Raw genomic sequence first — 16,227 nt, 5'->3', positions numbered from 1 at the left:
GCCGTCCCGTCGTACGGGGATCCTCGGGGATCGATCGATCAGCGGAGGAAGGGATCCACCGCCACCGCCACGAACAGCAGCGAGACATAGGTGATGGACCAGTGGAACAGCCGCATCTCCTTCAGCTTCGCGCCGGTGACCTCCGCCTTGGCGCGGTTCTGCAGGGCGTGCGCCTCCCACAGCCACCAGCCGCCGGCCGCCAGCGCGACCGCCGTGTAGAACCAGCCGGTGTAGCCGAGCGGGGTCAGCAGCAGCGAGACGGCGACCATCACCCAGCTGTAGATCACGATCTGCCTGGCGACCACCTTGTTGGAGGCGATGACCGGCAGCATCGGCACGCCCACGCGCGCGTAGTCCTCCTTCACCTTCATGGACAGCGGCCAGTAGTGCGGCGGCGTCCAGAAGAAGATGACGGCGAAGAGGATCACCGGCGCCCAGGACAGCGAGTTCGTCACGGCCGACCAGCCGATGAGCACCGGCATGCAGCCCGCGATGCCACCCCACACGATGTTCTGCGAGGTGCGGCGCTTGAGGAGCATCGTGTAGACGACGACGTAGAAGAGGAGCGCGCCGAGGGCGAGCCAGGCGGACAGCCAGTTGACGGTCAGGCCGAACAGGAGCGTCGAGACGACCGCGAGGGTGATGCCGAAGACGAGGCACTCGCGCGGGCTGACCATGCCGGTGACCAGCGGGCGCTGCGAGGTGCGGTCCATGAGCGCGTCGATGTCGCGGTCGATGTACATGTTCAGCGCGTTGGCGCCGCCCGCGGACAGATAGCCGCCGACGGAGGTGAGCAGGACCAGCGTCAGGTCCGGCACGCCCTGCTGCGCCAGGAACATCACCGGGACGGTGGTGATGAGCAGCAGCTCGATGATCCGTGGCTTGGTCAGCGCCACGAACGCCTTGACCCGGGCCCCGACCGGCCGCCGACTCGGGCTCTGGCTCGTCCCGATAACCCCCGCTGGACGGGATTCAACGGCCGTCACGCACACCCCTGACAGAGACATCCCAGCGAGCCTCCCCGTGTGAAGTCCGGGTAAAGGCTCGCGCGTACCACGCCACTGTAGACGTTGCCCATACCTCGCCCTTCGCGGGGGTGGCCTCGTGTTGGGAGGGGCCGGTCGGGGGTGTGTCGCGGGCGCTTTCCGAGGTGCGCTCATCGGTCGCACTGAGGCTCGATTGAGCAGTCAGATGAGCGGGTCCGTATTCATGTGGCGAACGGGATCCCGGCCAGTCGGGAGGCGGATCGCCGGGAGTCCCGGCAGTCTGGAATGACTCGAAAAAACGCACGTCCTCACGGGGGTAGGCTCGACAGCGGCCGGTGGGCACCCAGTGCACCGGCAGCCGGTGGGCGCGCGCCCGAAGCAGCCGGTATTCGACATGTGGAGAGGAGCCCTGACTCAGGGTGAGCACCAAGCCGACCACCACAGACCTCGAGTGGACCGAGTTGGACCAGCGAGCCGTGGACACCGCCCGCGTCCTGGCCGCCGACGCCGTACAGAAGGTCGGCAACGGCCATCCCGGTACGGCGATGAGCCTGGCGCCCGCCGCCTACACCCTCTTCCAGAAGGTGATGCGGCACGACCCCGCGGACGCCGACTGGGTGGGCCGCGACCGTTTCGTGCTGTCCGCGGGTCATTCGTCCCTGACCCTCTACACCCAGCTGTACCTGGCCGGCTTCGGCCTGGAGCTGGACGACCTGAAGGCCTTCCGGACGTGGGGGTCGAAGACCCCCGGTCACCCCGAGTACGGCCACACGGTGGGCGTCGAGACCACGACCGGTCCGTTGGGCCAGGGTGTCGCCAACGCCGTCGGCATGGCGATGGCCGCCCGCTACGAGCGCGGCCTGTTCGACCCGGAGGCCCCGCAGGGCCAGTCCCCCTTCGACCACTTCGTCTACTGCATCGCCGGTGACGGCTGCCTCCAGGAGGGCATCTCGGCCGAGGCGTCCTCGCTCGCCGGCCACCAGAAGCTCGGCAACCTGGTCCTGCTGTGGGACGACAACCACATCTCGATCGAGGGCGACACCGAGACGGCCGTCTCCGAGGACACCGTCAAGCGCTACGAGGCCTACGGCTGGCACGTGCAGCGCGTGGCCCCGAAGCCGGACGGCGACCTCGACCCGCACGCCATCTACAACGCGATCGAGGAAGCGAAGAAGGTGACGGACCGGCCGTCCTTCATCGCGATGCGCTCGATCATCGCCTGGCCGGCTCCGAACGCGCAGAACACGGAGGCCGCGCACGGCTCGGCGCTGGGCGACGACGAGGTCGCCGCCACCAAGCGCGTGCTGGGCTTCGACCCGGAGCGGACCTTCGAGGTCGCCGACGAGGTCATCGGCCACACCCGCAAGGCGCTGGAGCGCGGCGCGGAGGCGAAGGCCGAGTGGGAGAAGTCCTTCCAGCTGTGGCGGGACAAGAACCCCGAGCGTGCGGCCGAGTTCGACCGGATCGCCGCGGGCGAGCTGCCGGCCGGCTGGGAGGAGAAGCTCCCGGTCTTCGAGCCCGGCAAGAGTGTGGCGACGCGTGCCGCGTCCGGCAAGGTGCTCCAGGCGCTCGGCGCGGTCGTCCCCGAGCTGTGGGGCGGTTCGGCCGACCTGGCCGGCTCCAACAACACGACGATCGACAAGACGTCGTCCTTCCTGCCCGCCGGCAACCCGCTGCCGGAGGCCGACCCCTACGGCCGCACGGTGCACTTCGGTATCCGCGAGCACTCCATGGCCGCGGAGATGAACGGCATCGCGCTGCACGGCAACACCCGCGTCTACGGCGGTACGTTCCTCGTCTTCTCCGACTACATGCGCAACGCGGTGCGCCTGTCGGCCCTGATGCACCTGCCGGTGACGTACGTGTGGACGCACGACTCCATCGGCCTCGGCGAGGACGGCCCCACCCACCAGCCCGTCGAGCACCTCGCGTCCCTGCGCGCCATCCCGGGCCTGAACGTCGTCCGCCCGGCCGACGCCAACGAGACCGCGGTCGCCTGGCGCGAGATTCTCAAGCGCTGGACGAAGGAGTTCGGCAAGGGCGCCCCGCACGGTCTGGCCCTCACCCGTCAGGGCGTGCCGACGTACGAGCCCAACGAGGATGCGGCGAAGGGCGGCTACGTCCTGTTCGAGGCCGACGGCGGCGAGCCGCAGGTCATCCTGATCGCCACCGGCTCCGAGGTGCACGTGGCCGTGGAGGCGCGTGAGCGGCTCCAGGCCGACGGGGTGCGGACGCGGGTCGTGTCCATGCCCTCCGTGGAGTGGTTCGAGGAGCAGGACCAGGGGTACCGGGACAGCGTGCTGCCGCCGAACGTGAAGGCCCGGGTCGCGGTCGAGGCGGGCATCGGCCTGACGTGGCACAAGTACGTCGGGGACGCCGGCCGCATCGTTTCCCTGGAGCACTTCGGTGCGTCGGCCGACGGCAAGGTCCTCTTCCGCGAGTACGGCTTCACTGCCGAGAACGTGGCCGCCCAGGCCCGGGAATCCCTCGCGGCCGCCCAGCGCTGACGCTCACACACGACCTGTAGGAGATGTAATTCCATGACAGACGCACTCAAGCGCCTCTCCGAGGAAGGCGTCGCGATCTGGCTGGACGACCTGTCGCGCAAGCGGATCACGTCCGGCAACCTCGCCGAACTGATCGACCAGCAGCACGTCGTGGGCGTCACCACCAACCCGTCGATCTTCCAGAAGGCGATCTCGCAGGGCGACGGCTACGACCAGCAGCTGTCGGACCTGGCCGCCCGCAAGGTCACCGTCGAAGAGGCGATCCGCATGATCACGACGGCGGACGTCCGGGACGCCGCCGACATCCTGCGCCCGGTGTTCGACGCCACCGGCGGTCAGGACGGCCGGGTGTCGATCGAGGTCGACCCGCGTCTGGCCCACGACACCAAGGCGACGGTCGCCGAGGCCAAGCAGCTTGCCTGGCTGGTCGACCGGCCCAACACGCTGATCAAGATCCCGGCCACCCGGGCGGGCCTGACGGCGATCACCGAGGTGATCGGCAACGGCATCAGCGTCAACGTCACCCTGATCTTCTCGCTGGAGCGCTACCGCGAGGTCATGGACGCCTACCTGGCGGGCCTGGAGAAGGCGCGCGAGAAGGGCCTGGACCTCTCGCTGATCCACTCGGTGGCGTCCTTCTTCGTGTCCCGCGTGGACACCGAGATCGACAAGCGGCTCGACGCGCTCGGCACCGACGAGGCCAGGGCCGCCCGTGGCAAGGCCGGCGTCGCCAACGCCCGCCTGGCCTACCAGGCGTACGAGGAGGTCTTCTCCTCCGACCGCTGGAGCGCGCTGGAGAAGGCGGGCGCCAACAAGCAGCGTCCGCTGTGGGCCTCCACCGGCGTGAAGGACCCGGCGTACAAGGACACGCTGTACGTGGACGACCTGGTGGCGCCGAACACGGTGAACACCATGCCGGAGGCGACCCTGTTCGCCACCGAGGACCACGGCGGGATCACCGGCAACACCATCGCCGGCACCTACGAGCAGGCCCGCGCCGACCTCGACGCGGTCGCCGCGCTCGGGATCTCCTACGACGACGTGGTCCAGCTCCTCGAGGACGAGGGCGTCGACAAGTTCGAGGCGTCCTGGAACGACCTGCTCAAGTCGACCGAGGCGGAGCTGGAGCGCCTCGCCCCTTCGGAGGGCTGAGAAGTTGTCCCCCCTTTCCGGTTCCGGAGCGAACCCGCTTCGTGACCCCGCAGACCGACGGCTCCCGCGTATCGCGGGGCCGTCGGGCCTGGTCATCTTCGGCGTCACGGGTGATTTGTCACGTAAAAAGCTGATGCCCGCGGTGTACGACCTCGCCAACCGGGGTCTGCTGCCTCCGGGCTTCTCGCTGGTCGGGTTCGCCCGCCGCGAGTGGGCCAACGAGGACTTCGCCCAGGAAGTCCACGACGCCGTGAAGGAGCACGCCCGCACCCCCTTCCGCGAGGAGGTCTGGCAGCAGCTCATCCAGGGCATGCGCTTCGTGCAGGGCACCTTCGACGACGACGACGCCTTCGAGCGGCTGCGCTCGACCATCGAGGAGCTCGACAAAGCGCAGGGCACGGGAGGCAACTTCGCCTTCTACCTGTCGGTGCCGCCGTCGGCCTTCCCGGTGGTCATCCAGCAGCTCAAGAAGCACGGTCTGGCGGACCAGAAGGGCGGCTCCTGGCGGCGCGCGGTCATCGAGAAGCCGTTCGGCCACGACCTGAGGTCGGCCGAGGAGCTCAACGCGATCGTCCACGAGGTCTTCGCCCCGGACCAGGTCTTCCGCATCGACCACTACCTGGGCAAGGAGACCGTCCAGAACATCCTGGCGCTGCGCTTCGCCAACACGATGTTCGAGCCGATCTGGAACCGGTCCTTCGTGGACCACGTGCAGATCACGATGGCCGAGGACATCGGCATCGGCGGGCGGGCGGGCTACTACGACGGCATCGGCGCGGCCCGTGACGTCATCCAGAACCACCTGCTCCAGCTGATGGCGCTCACCGCGATGGAGGAGCCCGCCTCCTTCGACGCGGACGCGCTCGCCGCGGAGAAGACCAAGGTGCTGGGCGCCGTCCGGCTGCCGAAGGACCTGGGCCGCGACACCGTGCGCGGTCAGTACGCGGCCGGCTGGCAGGGCGGCGCGAAGGCGGTCGGCTACCTCCAGGAGGAGGGCATCGACGCGCAGTCGAAGACCGACACCTACGCGGCCATCAAGCTGGAGATCGACAACCGCCGCTGGGCGGGCGTCCCCTTCTACCTGCGCACCGGCAAGCGCCTGGGCCGGCGCGTCACCGAGATCGCGGTCGTCTTCCAGCGCGCCCCGCACTCCCCCTTCGACCACACGGCGACGGAGGAGCTCGGCAAGAACGCGATCGTCATCCGCGTCCAGCCCGACGAGGGCGTGACCGTCCGCTTCGGCTCCAAGGTGCCCGGCACCTCGATGGAGATCCGTGACGTGTCGATGGACTTCGCCTACGGCGAGTCCTTCACGGAGTCCTCCCCGGAGGCGTACGAGCGGCTGATCCTGGACGTGCTGCTCGGCGACTCGAACCTCTTCCCGCGCACCGAGGAGGTCGAGCTGTCCTGGAAGATCCTCGACCCGATCGAGGAGTACTGGGACGCGAACGGCAGGCCCGCGCAGTACCCGGCCGGAACCTGGGGGCCCGTCGAGGCGGACGAGATGCTCGAACGAGACGGACGGAGCTGGCGCCGGCCATGAAGATAGACCTCACGGACACCACCGCCAGCAAGATCAACAAGGCACTGGTGCAGGGCCGGCGGGCGATCGGCACGCCGGCCGTGGGCATGGTGCTCACGCTGGTCATCGTCACGGACGAGGAGAACGCGTACGACGCGCTGAAGGCCGCGAACGACGCCTCGCACGAGCACCCCTCGCGCACGCTCGTGGTGATCAAGCGCGTCTCCCGCTCCCCCCGTGACCGCACCCAGTCCCGCCTCGACGCCGAGGTGCGGGTGGGCGCGGAGGCGGGCACCGGCGAGACGGTCGTCCTGCGGCTGTACGGCGAGGTGGTGGACCACGCGCAGTCGGTGGTGCTGCCGCTGCTGCTGCCGGACGCGCCCGTCGTCGTCTGGTGGCCGGTGAACGCGCCGCTGGACCCGGCCGCCGACCCCCTGGGCGCGCTGGCCCAGCGCCGCGTCACCGACACCTACGCCGCCGAGCAGCCGGTACGGGACCTGGCGGCCCGCTCCAAGGCCTACACCCCCGGTGACACCGACCTGTCGTGGACCCGCATCACGCCGTGGCGTTCGATGCTGGCCGCGGCCCTGGACCAGGTCACCTGCCGGGTGGAGTCGGTCGAGGTGGAGGGCGAGGAGTTCAACCCGAGCTGCGAGCTGCTGGCGATGTGGCTCGGCGACCGGCTGGGCGTCCCCGTCCAGCGCTCGCTGTCCGGCGGGCCGGGGCTCACGGCGGTGCGCATGGCCACCGACTGCGGCGCGATCGTGCTGGACCGGGCCGACGGCTCGCTGGCCACCCTGTCCATCGAGGGCCAGCCCGACCGTGCCGTGGCGCTCAAGCGCCGGGACACGGCCGAGCTGATCGCGGAGGAGCTCAGGCGGCTGGACCCGGACGACACCTACGCCTCGGCGCTGCGGTTCGGGGTGGATCGGCTGAACGCCTCCACCGCGCCCGCGGTCGGCGAGGAGCCGGCCGCGTCCGGGGAGCCGGGGGCGTCCGGGGAGCCGGTCGCCGTCGAGACCCCTGTGGAGGAGGCCGCGAAGGCGCCCGCGAAGCAGGCGGCGAAGAAGACCGCCCGGAAGGTCCCCACGAAGAAGGCGACGGCGAAGTGAGCGCTCCGCAGCTCGTCGTGCACCACGACAAGGACCTGATGGCACAGGCCGCCGCGGCCCGCCTGATCACGAAGGTCGTGGACGCGCAGGCCTCCCGGGGCCACGCGTCCGTGGTCCTCACCGGGGGCCGCAACGGCAACGGCCTGCTGGCCGCGCTGGCGGCCGCGCCCGCCCGGGACGCCGTCGACTGGGGCCGGCTCGACCTGTGGTGGGGCGACGAGCGCTTCCTGCCGGAGGGCGACCCGGAGCGGAACGTCACGCAGGCCCGCGAGGCGCTGCTGGACTCCGTCCCCGTGGACCCGAAGCGCGTGCACGCCATGCCCGCGTCGGACGGTCCGTACGGCACCGACGTGGAGGCGGCCGCGGAGGCGTACGCCGAGGAGCTGGCCCGGGCGGCCGGCCCCGAGAACCACGGCGCCGTGCCCACCTTCGACGTCCTGATGCTGGGCGTCGGCCCGGACACCCATGTGGCCTCGCTCTTCCCGGAGCTGCCGGCCGTACGGGAGACCGAGCGCACGGTGGTCGGCGTCCGCGGCGCTCCCAAGCCCCCGCCGACCCGCGTCACCCTCACCCTGCCGGCCATCCGGGCGGCCCGTGAGGTGTGGCTGCTCGCGGCCGGCGAGGACAAGGCGCAGGCCGTCGCCATCGCCCTCTCGGGCGCGGGCGAGATCCAGGCCCCGGCGGCCGGCGCCCACGGCCGCGCCCGCACCCTGTGGCTGCTGGACTCGGCTGCGGCCTCGCAGCTCCCGAGGTCGCTGTACCCGCCGGCGTCGCCCTGAGACGCGCGGGGGCGGCGGGCCTTCCCGGCCCGCCGCCCCTTGCCCCCCCGGTGGGCGCTCACTTCACCGAGCCCGCCATCACTCCCTGCACGAAGTGCTTCTGGAACGCGAAGAACACGACCACCGGCACCACCAGCGACACGAAGGCCCCCGGCGCCAGCACGTCGACGTTGCTCCCGAACTGCCGTATCTGGGACTGCAGCGCGACCGTCAGCGGCTGCGCGGAGCTGTCCGCGAACAGCAGGGCCACCAGCATGTCGTTCCACACCCACAGGAACTGGAAGATGGCCAGGCTCGCGATGGCCGGCCGGCCCACCGGCAGGACCAGACGGGTGAAGATCCGCCACTCGCTGCCGCCGTCCATCCGGGCCGCCTCCAGCATCTCCTTCGGTATCTCGACGAAGTAGTTGCGCAGCAGGAACACGGCGAAGGGCAGCCCGTACGCCACGTGGAAGAGCACGACGCCCGGAATCGTCCCGAACAGCCCGAGCTGGCCGAAGAGTTTGGCCACGGGCAGCAGTCCGATCTGCACCGGCACCACCAACAGCGCCACCACGACCAGGAAGACCGCGTCCCGTCCGGGGAAGTCCAGCCAGGCGAAGGCGTATCCGGCGAGGGCCGCGAGCACGACGACCAGCACGGTGGTCGGCACCGAGATCAGGACGGTGTTCCAGAACGCCTGGGTGATCCCGGCGTTCTGCAGCAGCGCCGAGTAGTTGTCGAAGGACAGCTGCCCGGGAGTGGCGAACACCGTCCACCAACCGCCCTTCGCGGTGTCCTCGGCGGACCGCAGCGAGGACAGGAACAGGCCTGCCAGGGGAGTCATCCACACCAGGCCGACCACCACGAGGAAGGCCTGGACGAGCCCGTTGCCCAGGTGGCGCCTGAAGGCGTTCATCGCTGACTCCTTCGGAAACGGCGGACGTTGAACACCATGGCCGGGACGACCAGCAGCAGGAGCAGCACTCCCAGCGCGCTGCCCAGCCCCTGGTTGTTGCCGCCGCCGAACGACACCAGCCACATCTGCGTCGCGAGGACGGTCGCGTCCTCCTGCACCGGTCCGGGCGCGATGATGTAGACGAGGTCGAAGACCTTCATCACGTTGATCACCAGGGTCACGAAGACCACGGTCAGGACGGGCGCCAGCAGCGGAACCGTGATGCGCCGGAAGATCTGCCATTCGTTCGCGCCGTCCATCCGCGCCGCCTCCAGCGCGTCCCGGGGCAGCGTCGCGAGTCCGGCGCCGATCAGCACCATCGCGAAACCGGTCCAGATCCACAGGTAGGCCCCGATGATCGCCGGTGTGACCAGTGCCGGCCCGAGCCAGGAGACACCGTCGTAGGGCGCTGCGAAGTTCGACGCGGGGAGCCGCAGCGTGTAGGCGCCGGCGTCCAGGCCGGACAGGCGGAAGGAGCCGTCCGGCGCCGTCGTCGTGCTCGCGACCGTCCGTCCGTCGCGGACCGCCTCGACCTCCATCTCCGGCAGGCCGCTCTCCCGCCGGTCGACCTTGCCCTGTTCGCCTCCGCCACCCGGGGTGAAGTCCAGGTACACCACCCCGCGCAACTCGTCGGGTGCCGCCGTGCGGCCGGCTGCCGCGTACGCGGGTCCGGCGTCCGCGGGCAGGTCCTTCGGCGGGACGCCGACCAGCGGGAGGGTCACCGTGTCGCCGGGGGAGACGCTCGCGCCGGTCCGGTACGAGCCGTCCGGCTGCCCGGTGAGTCCCTGGCCGTCGCGTGCGCGGGCCGTCGGATAGGCGGACGTGCCCTCGAAGGCGTCGTGGACGGCGACGACGGCCGCGTTCAGCACGCCCTTGTCCGGGTCCTCGTCGTACGCGAGCCGGAAGATGATGCCGGCGGCGAGGAAGGACACGGCCATCGGCATGAACAGCAGCAGCTTGAACGCGGTCGCCCAGCGGACCTTCTCCACCAGCACGGCGAGGATCAGTCCGAGGCCGGTCAGCAGGGCGGGCGCCACGACGACCCAGATCGCCGTGTTCCGCACGGCCTTGAGGGTCGCCGGGTCGCGGAACATCTCGGCGTAGTTCTCGCCGCCCACGAAGCGGGTGCCGGAGGCGTCGAAGAAGCTGCGGCCGACCGAGAACAGCACCGGGTAGACGACCAGGGCGCCCAGCAGGAGCAGCGCGGGGAGGACGAAGAGCAGGGCGACGATCCTCCCGCGCCGCCGCAGGCGCCGTCGCCGCGTGGGGTCGGCGAGGCCGAGGGGCGGTGGGGCCGCCTCTTTCACCAGGGTGGTGGTCATGGCCGCATCAGCCCTGGTAGGCCTTGGCCGCCGCGGCTTCCAGCTCGGCCGCGGTCGCCTTCGGGTCGGACGGGTCACGCAGGAAGTCCTGGAGCAGCTTCCACTCCCCCGCGCCCTTGGTGCCGCCGAACGCGGCCGGCGCCTGGTCGGACATGTCGAAGCGGACCGAGTCCCCGGCTCCGACGAGGGACTTGGCGGTGGCGCGGGTGACGTCGTCGCCGTAGGAGGCGAGGTCGAGGTTCTTGTTCGGGGACAGGAAGCCGCCCGCCTCCGCCCACACGGCCGCGGCCTCGGGGGTCGCCAGGTACTCCAGGAGCGCCATGCCCGCCTCGGCGTTCTTGCCGTCCTTGAGGACCACCGCCGCGTCGCCGCCGCTGACCACCGGCGCCTCGCCGCCGCCGACCGCCGGGAACGGGAAGAAGTTCGCGTCCTGGCCGATCGCCTTGCCGAACTGGTCCTTGGCGACACCGGCGACGAAGTCGCCCTCGTAAACCATGCCCGCCTCGGGCTTCGGCCCGAACACCTTCTCCACGGACCCCGGGAAGTCCGTGTTCAGGGCTCCCTTCTGGCCGCCCGCCAGGAGCTGCTTGTCCTTGAACAGCTTGCCGAGTGTGGTGAGCGCCTCGACCACGGACGGGTCGGTCCACTTCAGCTTGTGGGCGGCGAGGGCGTCGTACTTCTCGGGGCCGGCCTGGGAGAGGTAGATGTTCTCGAACCAGTCGGTGAGGGTCCAGCCGTCCTGCCCCGCGACCGAGAAGGCGGCCAGTCCGGAGTCGGACAGGGTGCGCCCGGCGGTCAGCATCTCGTCGTACGTCGTGGGCGGCTCGACGCCGGCCTGGGTGAGGGCGTCGGGGCTGTACCAGACGGTCGACTTGTGGGCGGCCTTGAAGTACAGGCCGTAGAGCGTGCCGTCGACGCTGCCGTACTTCTTCCACACGGGCGCGAAGTTGGCGTCCACGGACTTGCGGGCGGTGTCGGACAGCGGCTGGAGCCAGCCCTTCTCGGCGAACTGCTTGAGCACGCCGACCTGCGGGACCATCACCAGGTCGGGGGCGTTGCCGCCCTCGATCTTGCTGCCGACGACGGTGGAGACGTTGTCCCCGGTGGAGACGAACTGCGTCTTCGCGCCGGTCTTCTCGCTGAACGCGTCGAGCACCTTCTGGAAGTTCTTCTGCTCGCTGCCGGACCACACGCCGGCCACGGTGACCGTCCGGCCGCTGAGCGCCTTGTCACCGCCGCCGGCCGAGACCGGGCCGCCGCCGCCACAGGCGGTGGCGCCGAGCGCCAGGGCGAGTGCGGTGCAGCTCGTGAGCAGGGTCGTACGTCGTCGCATCATCGTTGATGTCCCTTCAGGGAGTGGGAGTTGACGGAGGTCAGAGGTCGCTCAGCCACCAGGCCGACGTCGAGCCGGGCAGCACGCCGGCCGGGCAGGGGCCACTGGACAGCAGCGGTGTGCCGGAGACCGGGGCGGGCATGGGTGTCGTACCGAAGTTCACGGCGCAGACCAGTCCGTCGCCGCGGACGAAGGCGAGCACGCCGGGCGGGGTGTCCAGCCAGCGCAGCGAACCCTCGCCCAACTGGGGCAGTGCGGAGCGCAGTTGCAGGCCGTCGCGGTAGAGGTGCCAGAAGGAGCGGGTGTCGGCGAGCGCCCGGTCCGTGGCGTACTCGGCGAAGTACTCCGGCTGCGGCAGCCACGGTTTGGCCCCCTCGGCTCCGGAGGTGAAGCCGAACGGCGAGGCCTGTCCCGACCACGGCAGCGGGACGCGGCACCCGTCCCGGATGCGTGCGCGGCTGCCGGTGCGCCGGAAGATCGGGTCGGTGAGCACGTCGTCGGGCAGGTCGACGACCTCGGGGAGACCCAGTTCCTCGCCCTGGTAGATGTACGCGGCGCCGGGCAGCGCCAGCATCAGCAGGGCGGCGGCGCGGGCGCGGGCGGTGCCGAGTCCGCTGCCCTCGGTGGCCGGTTCGCCGTAGCGGGTGACGGTGCGGACCTGGTCGTGGTTGTTGAGGACCCAGGTCACCGTCGAGCCCGTCCCGGCTATGTCCTGGATGGCCTCGGAGACGACCTTGCGGAAGGCGTCGGCGTCCCAGGGGGCGCTGAGCAGGTCGAAGAAGAAGGCCTGGTGGAGTTCGTCGGGGCGGACGTACTGGGCGTGTTCGCGGGCCGTCGGGACCGAGACCTCGCCGACCAGGAGCCGTTCGCGGCCGTCGCGTGCCGTGTACTCCTCGCAGACCGCCCGCCAGTGCCGCCACACCTCGTGCACCTCGGGCTGGTTCCAGGCCAGCGGGTTGACCGAGTCCCGGGTGCGGGCGTCGGCCTCCGGGTCCGGGGAGTCGGGCAGGTCCGGGTGTTTGAAGAGGCCGGCGGCGACGTCGATACGGAAGCCGTCGACACCCCGGTCCAGCCAGAAGCGGAGGATGCGGTCGAACTCGGCGGCCACCTCGGGGTTGCGCCAGTTCCAGTCCGGCTGTTCGGGGGTGAACATGTGCAGGTACCACTGGCCGGGGCGGCCGTCCGCCTCCGTGACGCGGGTCCAGGCCGGGCCGCCGAACATGGCGTGCCAGTTGTTGGGCGGCTCGGAGCCGTCCGGGCCACGGCCGTCGGCGAAGTGGAAGCGGGCCCGGGCCTCGCTGCCCGGAGCGGAGGCGAGCGCCTCACGGAACCACGGGTGCTCGCTGGAGCAGTGGTTCGGGACGATGTCCAGGAGCACCTTGACGCCGAGGCGCCGGGCAGCCGCCACCAGCAGGTCGAACTCGGCGAGGTCGCCGAAGAGCGGGTCGACGTCGCAGTAGTCGGCGACGTCGTAGCCGTGGTCGTGCTGCGGGGACGGGTAGAAGGGGCTCAGCCAGATCCCGTCCACGCCGAGTTTCCTCAGGTACGGCAGCCCGGCCCGGACGCCGGCGAGATCGCCGATGCCGTCACCGGTGCTGTCCAGGAAGCTGCGGACGTACACCTGGTAGATCACTGCGTCGCGCCACCAGTGGTGGGTGTCGATGCGCTGGAGACTCACCCCGTTGACCTGTCTGTGCGTGCTGACGGTTATGCATGCATGTTAAGTAGGGGTGTCGCGAGGGTGTCAACGAACAGTCGCAAGATACTGGACAGTTGGACCTTTATATCCGGACTTACCCACCCAGAGAGAAGGAAGATGAGACGTCCGCGTTACCTAACAAGTAACTAGAAGGGGGGTCGGGAGAGCCCAGCCCTAACGCGACGAGACGGCCGCGAGCTCGCGCGCCAGGCGGCGCACCGCGGCCTCGGGCGCCTCGTGCCCGGTCATCGCGTCGTGCACGACCGACTGCACCACCAGGCTGACCTGGTCGTAGCGCGGGCTCTTGGGGCGCGGCGCGGCCGCGAGCACGCTCTCCCGCAGGGTCGGCAGGTAGGGGAACGCGCGGATCAGCCCGGGGTCCTCGTACAGCGCGGCGCGAACGGGCGGCAGCGCGCCGCGCGTGAGGACCTGGCGCTGGACCGGCTCACTGGTGAGGTAGGAGATCAGACGCGCGGCCGAGTCGGGGTGCCGCGCGTGCGCGGTGACGGCGAGGTTCGATCCCCCGAGGACGCTCGTGCCCGGGCCGTCCGGTCCCGGCAGGGGTACGGCGCCGATCCGCCCGGCGACCTGGGAGCCCCTGGCCGAGGCGGCGACGTAGGCGTACGGCCAGTTGCGCAGGAAGAGCAGCCGGCCGTCCTGGAATGCCTGTTTGGACTCCTCCTCCTTGTACCGGAGCGCCTCCTGCGGTATCCAGCCCTCGCGCACACCCCGGGCCAGGAACCCGATGCCCTCGCGGGCGGCGGCCGAGTCCACGGTGACGCGCGCACCCTCGTCCCCGAGGATCGTGCCGCCCGCCGAGTAGACGGCCTCGGCCGCGTTCACGGTGAGGCCCTCGTACGGCAGGAACTGGCCGGCGTAGCCGTCGAGCCCGTACTTCGGGGCGACGGTCCTCGCGTAGCGCTCCAGCTCGGCCCAGGTGCGCGGCGGCGGGACGCCCTCCTCGGCGAGGACGTCCTTGCGGTACAGCAGGAGGCCGGCGTTGGTGACGTACGGGACGGCGTACAGCCGACCGTCGTAGGTCGCCGTGTCCACGACCGGCGACAGGAAGGTCCCGAGGGGGAAGCGGTCACGGGGCAGCGGGCGAATCCAGCCGGCGGCGGCGAACTCGGAGGTCCAGCTCACGTCGATGTTGAGGACGTCGAAGCGGCCGCGGTCGCCGTCGCGCAGGTCGGTGGCCATCTGCGCGTGGGTCTCGTCGGCGGAGTCCGGCAGCTCCACGAGGGTGACCCGCTCGCCGGGGTGGGTGCGGTTCCAGCCCTCCAGGAGGGGTCCGAGATAGCCGGTGAGGTCCCCGGCGGTGGCGAGCGTCAGCGGCCCGCGGCCGCCCGCGGCCCCCTCGTCGGCCTGCGCGCCCGAGGCCGCGTACCCGGTCATGACCACGACGAGAACAAGGAGCCCCCTACCGGCGGCGCGTATCCACCGCATAGGTTCCTCCTTGCACACCCGGCGCCGGGCACCTTCGCCCGGAGTCAGAGGACATGTATACCTGTTAGGTATGGGCGATACTAGGGTCTGGAGCACATTGACCAGACAGGAGGACAGCACACGTGCGCCTGCCCCTCCTGGCACTCCTGGCGCGCGGTCCGGCCCACGGCTACGAGCTCAAGCACGACCTTGAGCAACTGCTGGGCTCCGCGTACCCTCAGCCGAACGTCGGCCAGATCTACGTGACCCTCGGCCGCCTCGAGAAACAGGGACTGATCGAGGGCGAGGACGTCGAGCAGTCGAGCCGGCCCAACAAGAAGGTCTACCACCTCACCGAATCCGGGCGGGAGGCGCTGCGCGCCTGGTTCGAGGAGCCCGAGGACGAGCCGCGGGTACGGGACGAGTTCTTCATGAAGCTGGCCCTCGCCCCGCAGACCGGTCTCGCCGACCAGATCGCCCTCATCAACACACAGCGGCGCCAGTACCTCAACACCATGCGCAGCCTGTCGAAACTGGCGGCCGCCGAAGACCGGAGCAACCGCATCGCCCATCTGCTGATCGAGGGCGCGATGCTGCACCTGCAGGCCGACCTCGACTGGCTGGAGCGGTGCCAGGAAGAGCTGGAGGAGCTGGAGTGAGCGACCGCCCCACTCCCGTGCTGCGCGCCGAGGGCCTGGTCAAGACGCACCACGGCGAGGGCGCCCCGGCACGTGCCGTGCGCGGGGTCGACCTGTGCGTCAGCCAGGGGGAGTTCCTGGCGATCACGGGTCCGTCCGGAGCCGGGAAGTCGACCCTGCTGCACCTGCTCGGCGGGCTGCAGCGGCCGGACAGCGGCAGCCTCTGGCTGGACGGCGTGTGCACGGACGCGTACAGCGAGGCGCGCTGGGCGGTGGAGCGCAGGAAGCGCATCGGGTTCGTCTTCCAGTTCTTCAACCTGGTGTCGAACCTGTCGGTCGCCGACAACGTCGAGCTGCCCGCGCTGCTCGCCGGGGCCTCCCCCCGGCAGGCGCGCGCGGAACGCGAGGCGCTGCTGGGCGAGCTGGGGCTCTCGGGCAAGGAGCGGAGCATGCCCGGCGAGCTCTCCGGCGGCGAGCAGCAACGGGTCGCCCTGGCCCGGGCCCTGGTCAACCGCCCGCCGCTGCTGCTCGCCGACGAGCCCGCGGGCAGCCTGGACAGCAAGGGCACCCGCGAGGTGATGCGGCTGCTCTCCCGCTTCCACCAGCGCGGCCAGACGATCGTGCTGGTCACCCATGACGCGCGGCTGGCGAGCGCCGCGGACAGGGTGATCAGCTTCTTCGACGGGCGCATAGCCGACGACGCGGTACTGGACGGCACACCGGCGCGCGGCATCGGGACGTCCGGCGTGCTGGAGCTGAAGGACTGACATGCGGGTCCAGGACCGTCCCCGCGCCCTGACCGAGCGGAGGGGCTG

At 70.8% G+C, this 16,227-nt stretch carries 13 protein-coding genes; 7 read left to right on the top strand and 6 right to left on the bottom strand.

The features are described 5' to 3' along the window. Positions 1-38 precede the first annotated feature (38 nt). A complete protein-coding gene (locus ACIHAR_RS22030) occupies positions 39-1,007 on the bottom strand; it encodes a heme o synthase (RefSeq protein WP_388755556.1) in 969 nt (322 codons plus the stop codon). A gap of 398 nt (positions 1,008-1,405) precedes the next feature. On the opposite strand from ACIHAR_RS22030, the gene tkt reads away from it, so the two are divergent. From tkt to pgl, 5 genes are read left to right on the top strand one after another with little or no spacing between them, the layout of a single operon-like run. Next, complete coding sequence (gene tkt, locus ACIHAR_RS22025; protein WP_400021201.1) at positions 1,406-3,493, top strand: transketolase; 2,088 nt, start codon at positions 1,406-1,408, stop codon at positions 3,491-3,493. A 33-nt stretch (positions 3,494-3,526) separates the two neighbouring features. Next, the gene (tal, locus tag ACIHAR_RS22020; RefSeq protein WP_365462768.1) at positions 3,527-4,645 is read left to right on the top strand and encodes a transaldolase; all 1,119 of its coding nucleotides are present in this window, start codon (positions 3,527-3,529) and stop codon (positions 4,643-4,645) included. A 4-nt stretch (positions 4,646-4,649) separates the two neighbouring features. Continuing rightward, on the top strand, positions 4,650-6,188 hold the full coding sequence (gene zwf, locus ACIHAR_RS22015; RefSeq protein WP_365462770.1) for a glucose-6-phosphate dehydrogenase: 1,539 nt from the start codon (positions 4,650-4,652) through the stop codon (positions 6,186-6,188). Continuing rightward, on the top strand, positions 6,185-7,279 hold the full coding sequence (opcA, locus tag ACIHAR_RS22010) for a glucose-6-phosphate dehydrogenase assembly protein OpcA (protein ID WP_400021198.1): 1,095 nt from the start codon (positions 6,185-6,187) through the stop codon (positions 7,277-7,279). The genes zwf and opcA overlap by 4 nt, the downstream gene beginning before the upstream one ends. Beyond that, entirely contained in the window at positions 7,276-8,058 is a 783-nt protein-coding gene (gene pgl, locus ACIHAR_RS22005; protein ID WP_384650320.1) for a 6-phosphogluconolactonase, read from the top strand. The genes opcA and pgl overlap by 4 nt, the downstream gene beginning before the upstream one ends. 58 nt (positions 8,059-8,116) lie before the next feature. Here pgl and ACIHAR_RS22000 read toward each other — a convergent pair whose 3' ends face one another. The 5 genes from ACIHAR_RS22000 to ACIHAR_RS21980 form a co-directional block, all read right to left on the bottom strand. Next, positions 8,117-8,956, bottom strand: coding sequence for a carbohydrate ABC transporter permease (locus ACIHAR_RS22000; protein WP_400021195.1), 840 nt, complete (start codon positions 8,954-8,956; stop codon positions 8,117-8,119). Then, entirely contained in the window at positions 8,953-10,317 is a 1,365-nt protein-coding gene (locus tag ACIHAR_RS21995) for an ABC transporter permease subunit (RefSeq protein ID WP_365471698.1), read from the bottom strand. The genes ACIHAR_RS22000 and ACIHAR_RS21995 overlap by 4 nt, the downstream gene beginning before the upstream one ends. A gap of 7 nt (positions 10,318-10,324) precedes the next feature. After that, positions 10,325-11,653, bottom strand: a complete 1,329-nt coding sequence (locus ACIHAR_RS21990) for an extracellular solute-binding protein (RefSeq protein ID WP_365471701.1) — start codon at positions 11,651-11,653, stop codon at positions 10,325-10,327. Positions 11,654-11,690: 37 nt separating this feature from the next. Beyond that, complete coding sequence (locus ACIHAR_RS21985; protein ID WP_365471740.1) at positions 11,691-13,313, bottom strand: glycoside hydrolase family 13 protein; 1,623 nt, start codon at positions 13,311-13,313, stop codon at positions 11,691-11,693. A 210-nt stretch (positions 13,314-13,523) separates the two neighbouring features. Further along, positions 13,524-14,795 carry an ABC transporter substrate-binding protein gene (locus tag ACIHAR_RS21980; protein ID WP_365471704.1) on the bottom strand — a complete coding sequence of 424 codons (1,272 nt, stop codon included), beginning with the start codon at positions 14,793-14,795 and terminating at the stop codon, positions 13,524-13,526. 122 nt (positions 14,796-14,917) lie between these two features. On the opposite strand from ACIHAR_RS21980, the gene ACIHAR_RS21975 reads away from it, so the two are divergent. Together ACIHAR_RS21975 and ACIHAR_RS21970 are read left to right on the top strand one after the other, a co-directional pair. After that, positions 14,918-15,433 carry a PadR family transcriptional regulator gene (locus tag ACIHAR_RS21975; RefSeq protein WP_365471707.1) on the top strand — a complete coding sequence of 172 codons (516 nt, stop codon included), beginning with the start codon at positions 14,918-14,920 and terminating at the stop codon, positions 15,431-15,433. Continuing rightward, positions 15,430-16,179 carry an ABC transporter ATP-binding protein gene (locus ACIHAR_RS21970; RefSeq protein ID WP_400021191.1) on the top strand — a complete coding sequence of 250 codons (750 nt, stop codon included), beginning with the start codon at positions 15,430-15,432 and terminating at the stop codon, positions 16,177-16,179. The genes ACIHAR_RS21975 and ACIHAR_RS21970 overlap by 4 nt, the downstream gene beginning before the upstream one ends. The last annotated feature ends 48 nt before the right edge of the window (positions 16,180-16,227 follow it).

This window comes from Streptomyces sp. NPDC052016 (genome assembly GCF_044548445.1).
GTDB lineage: Bacteria > Actinomycetota > Actinomycetes > Streptomycetales > Streptomycetaceae > Streptomyces.
Note: the sequence above shows the minus strand (reverse complement) of the source record. Positions and strands in the feature narration are given on the sequence as shown.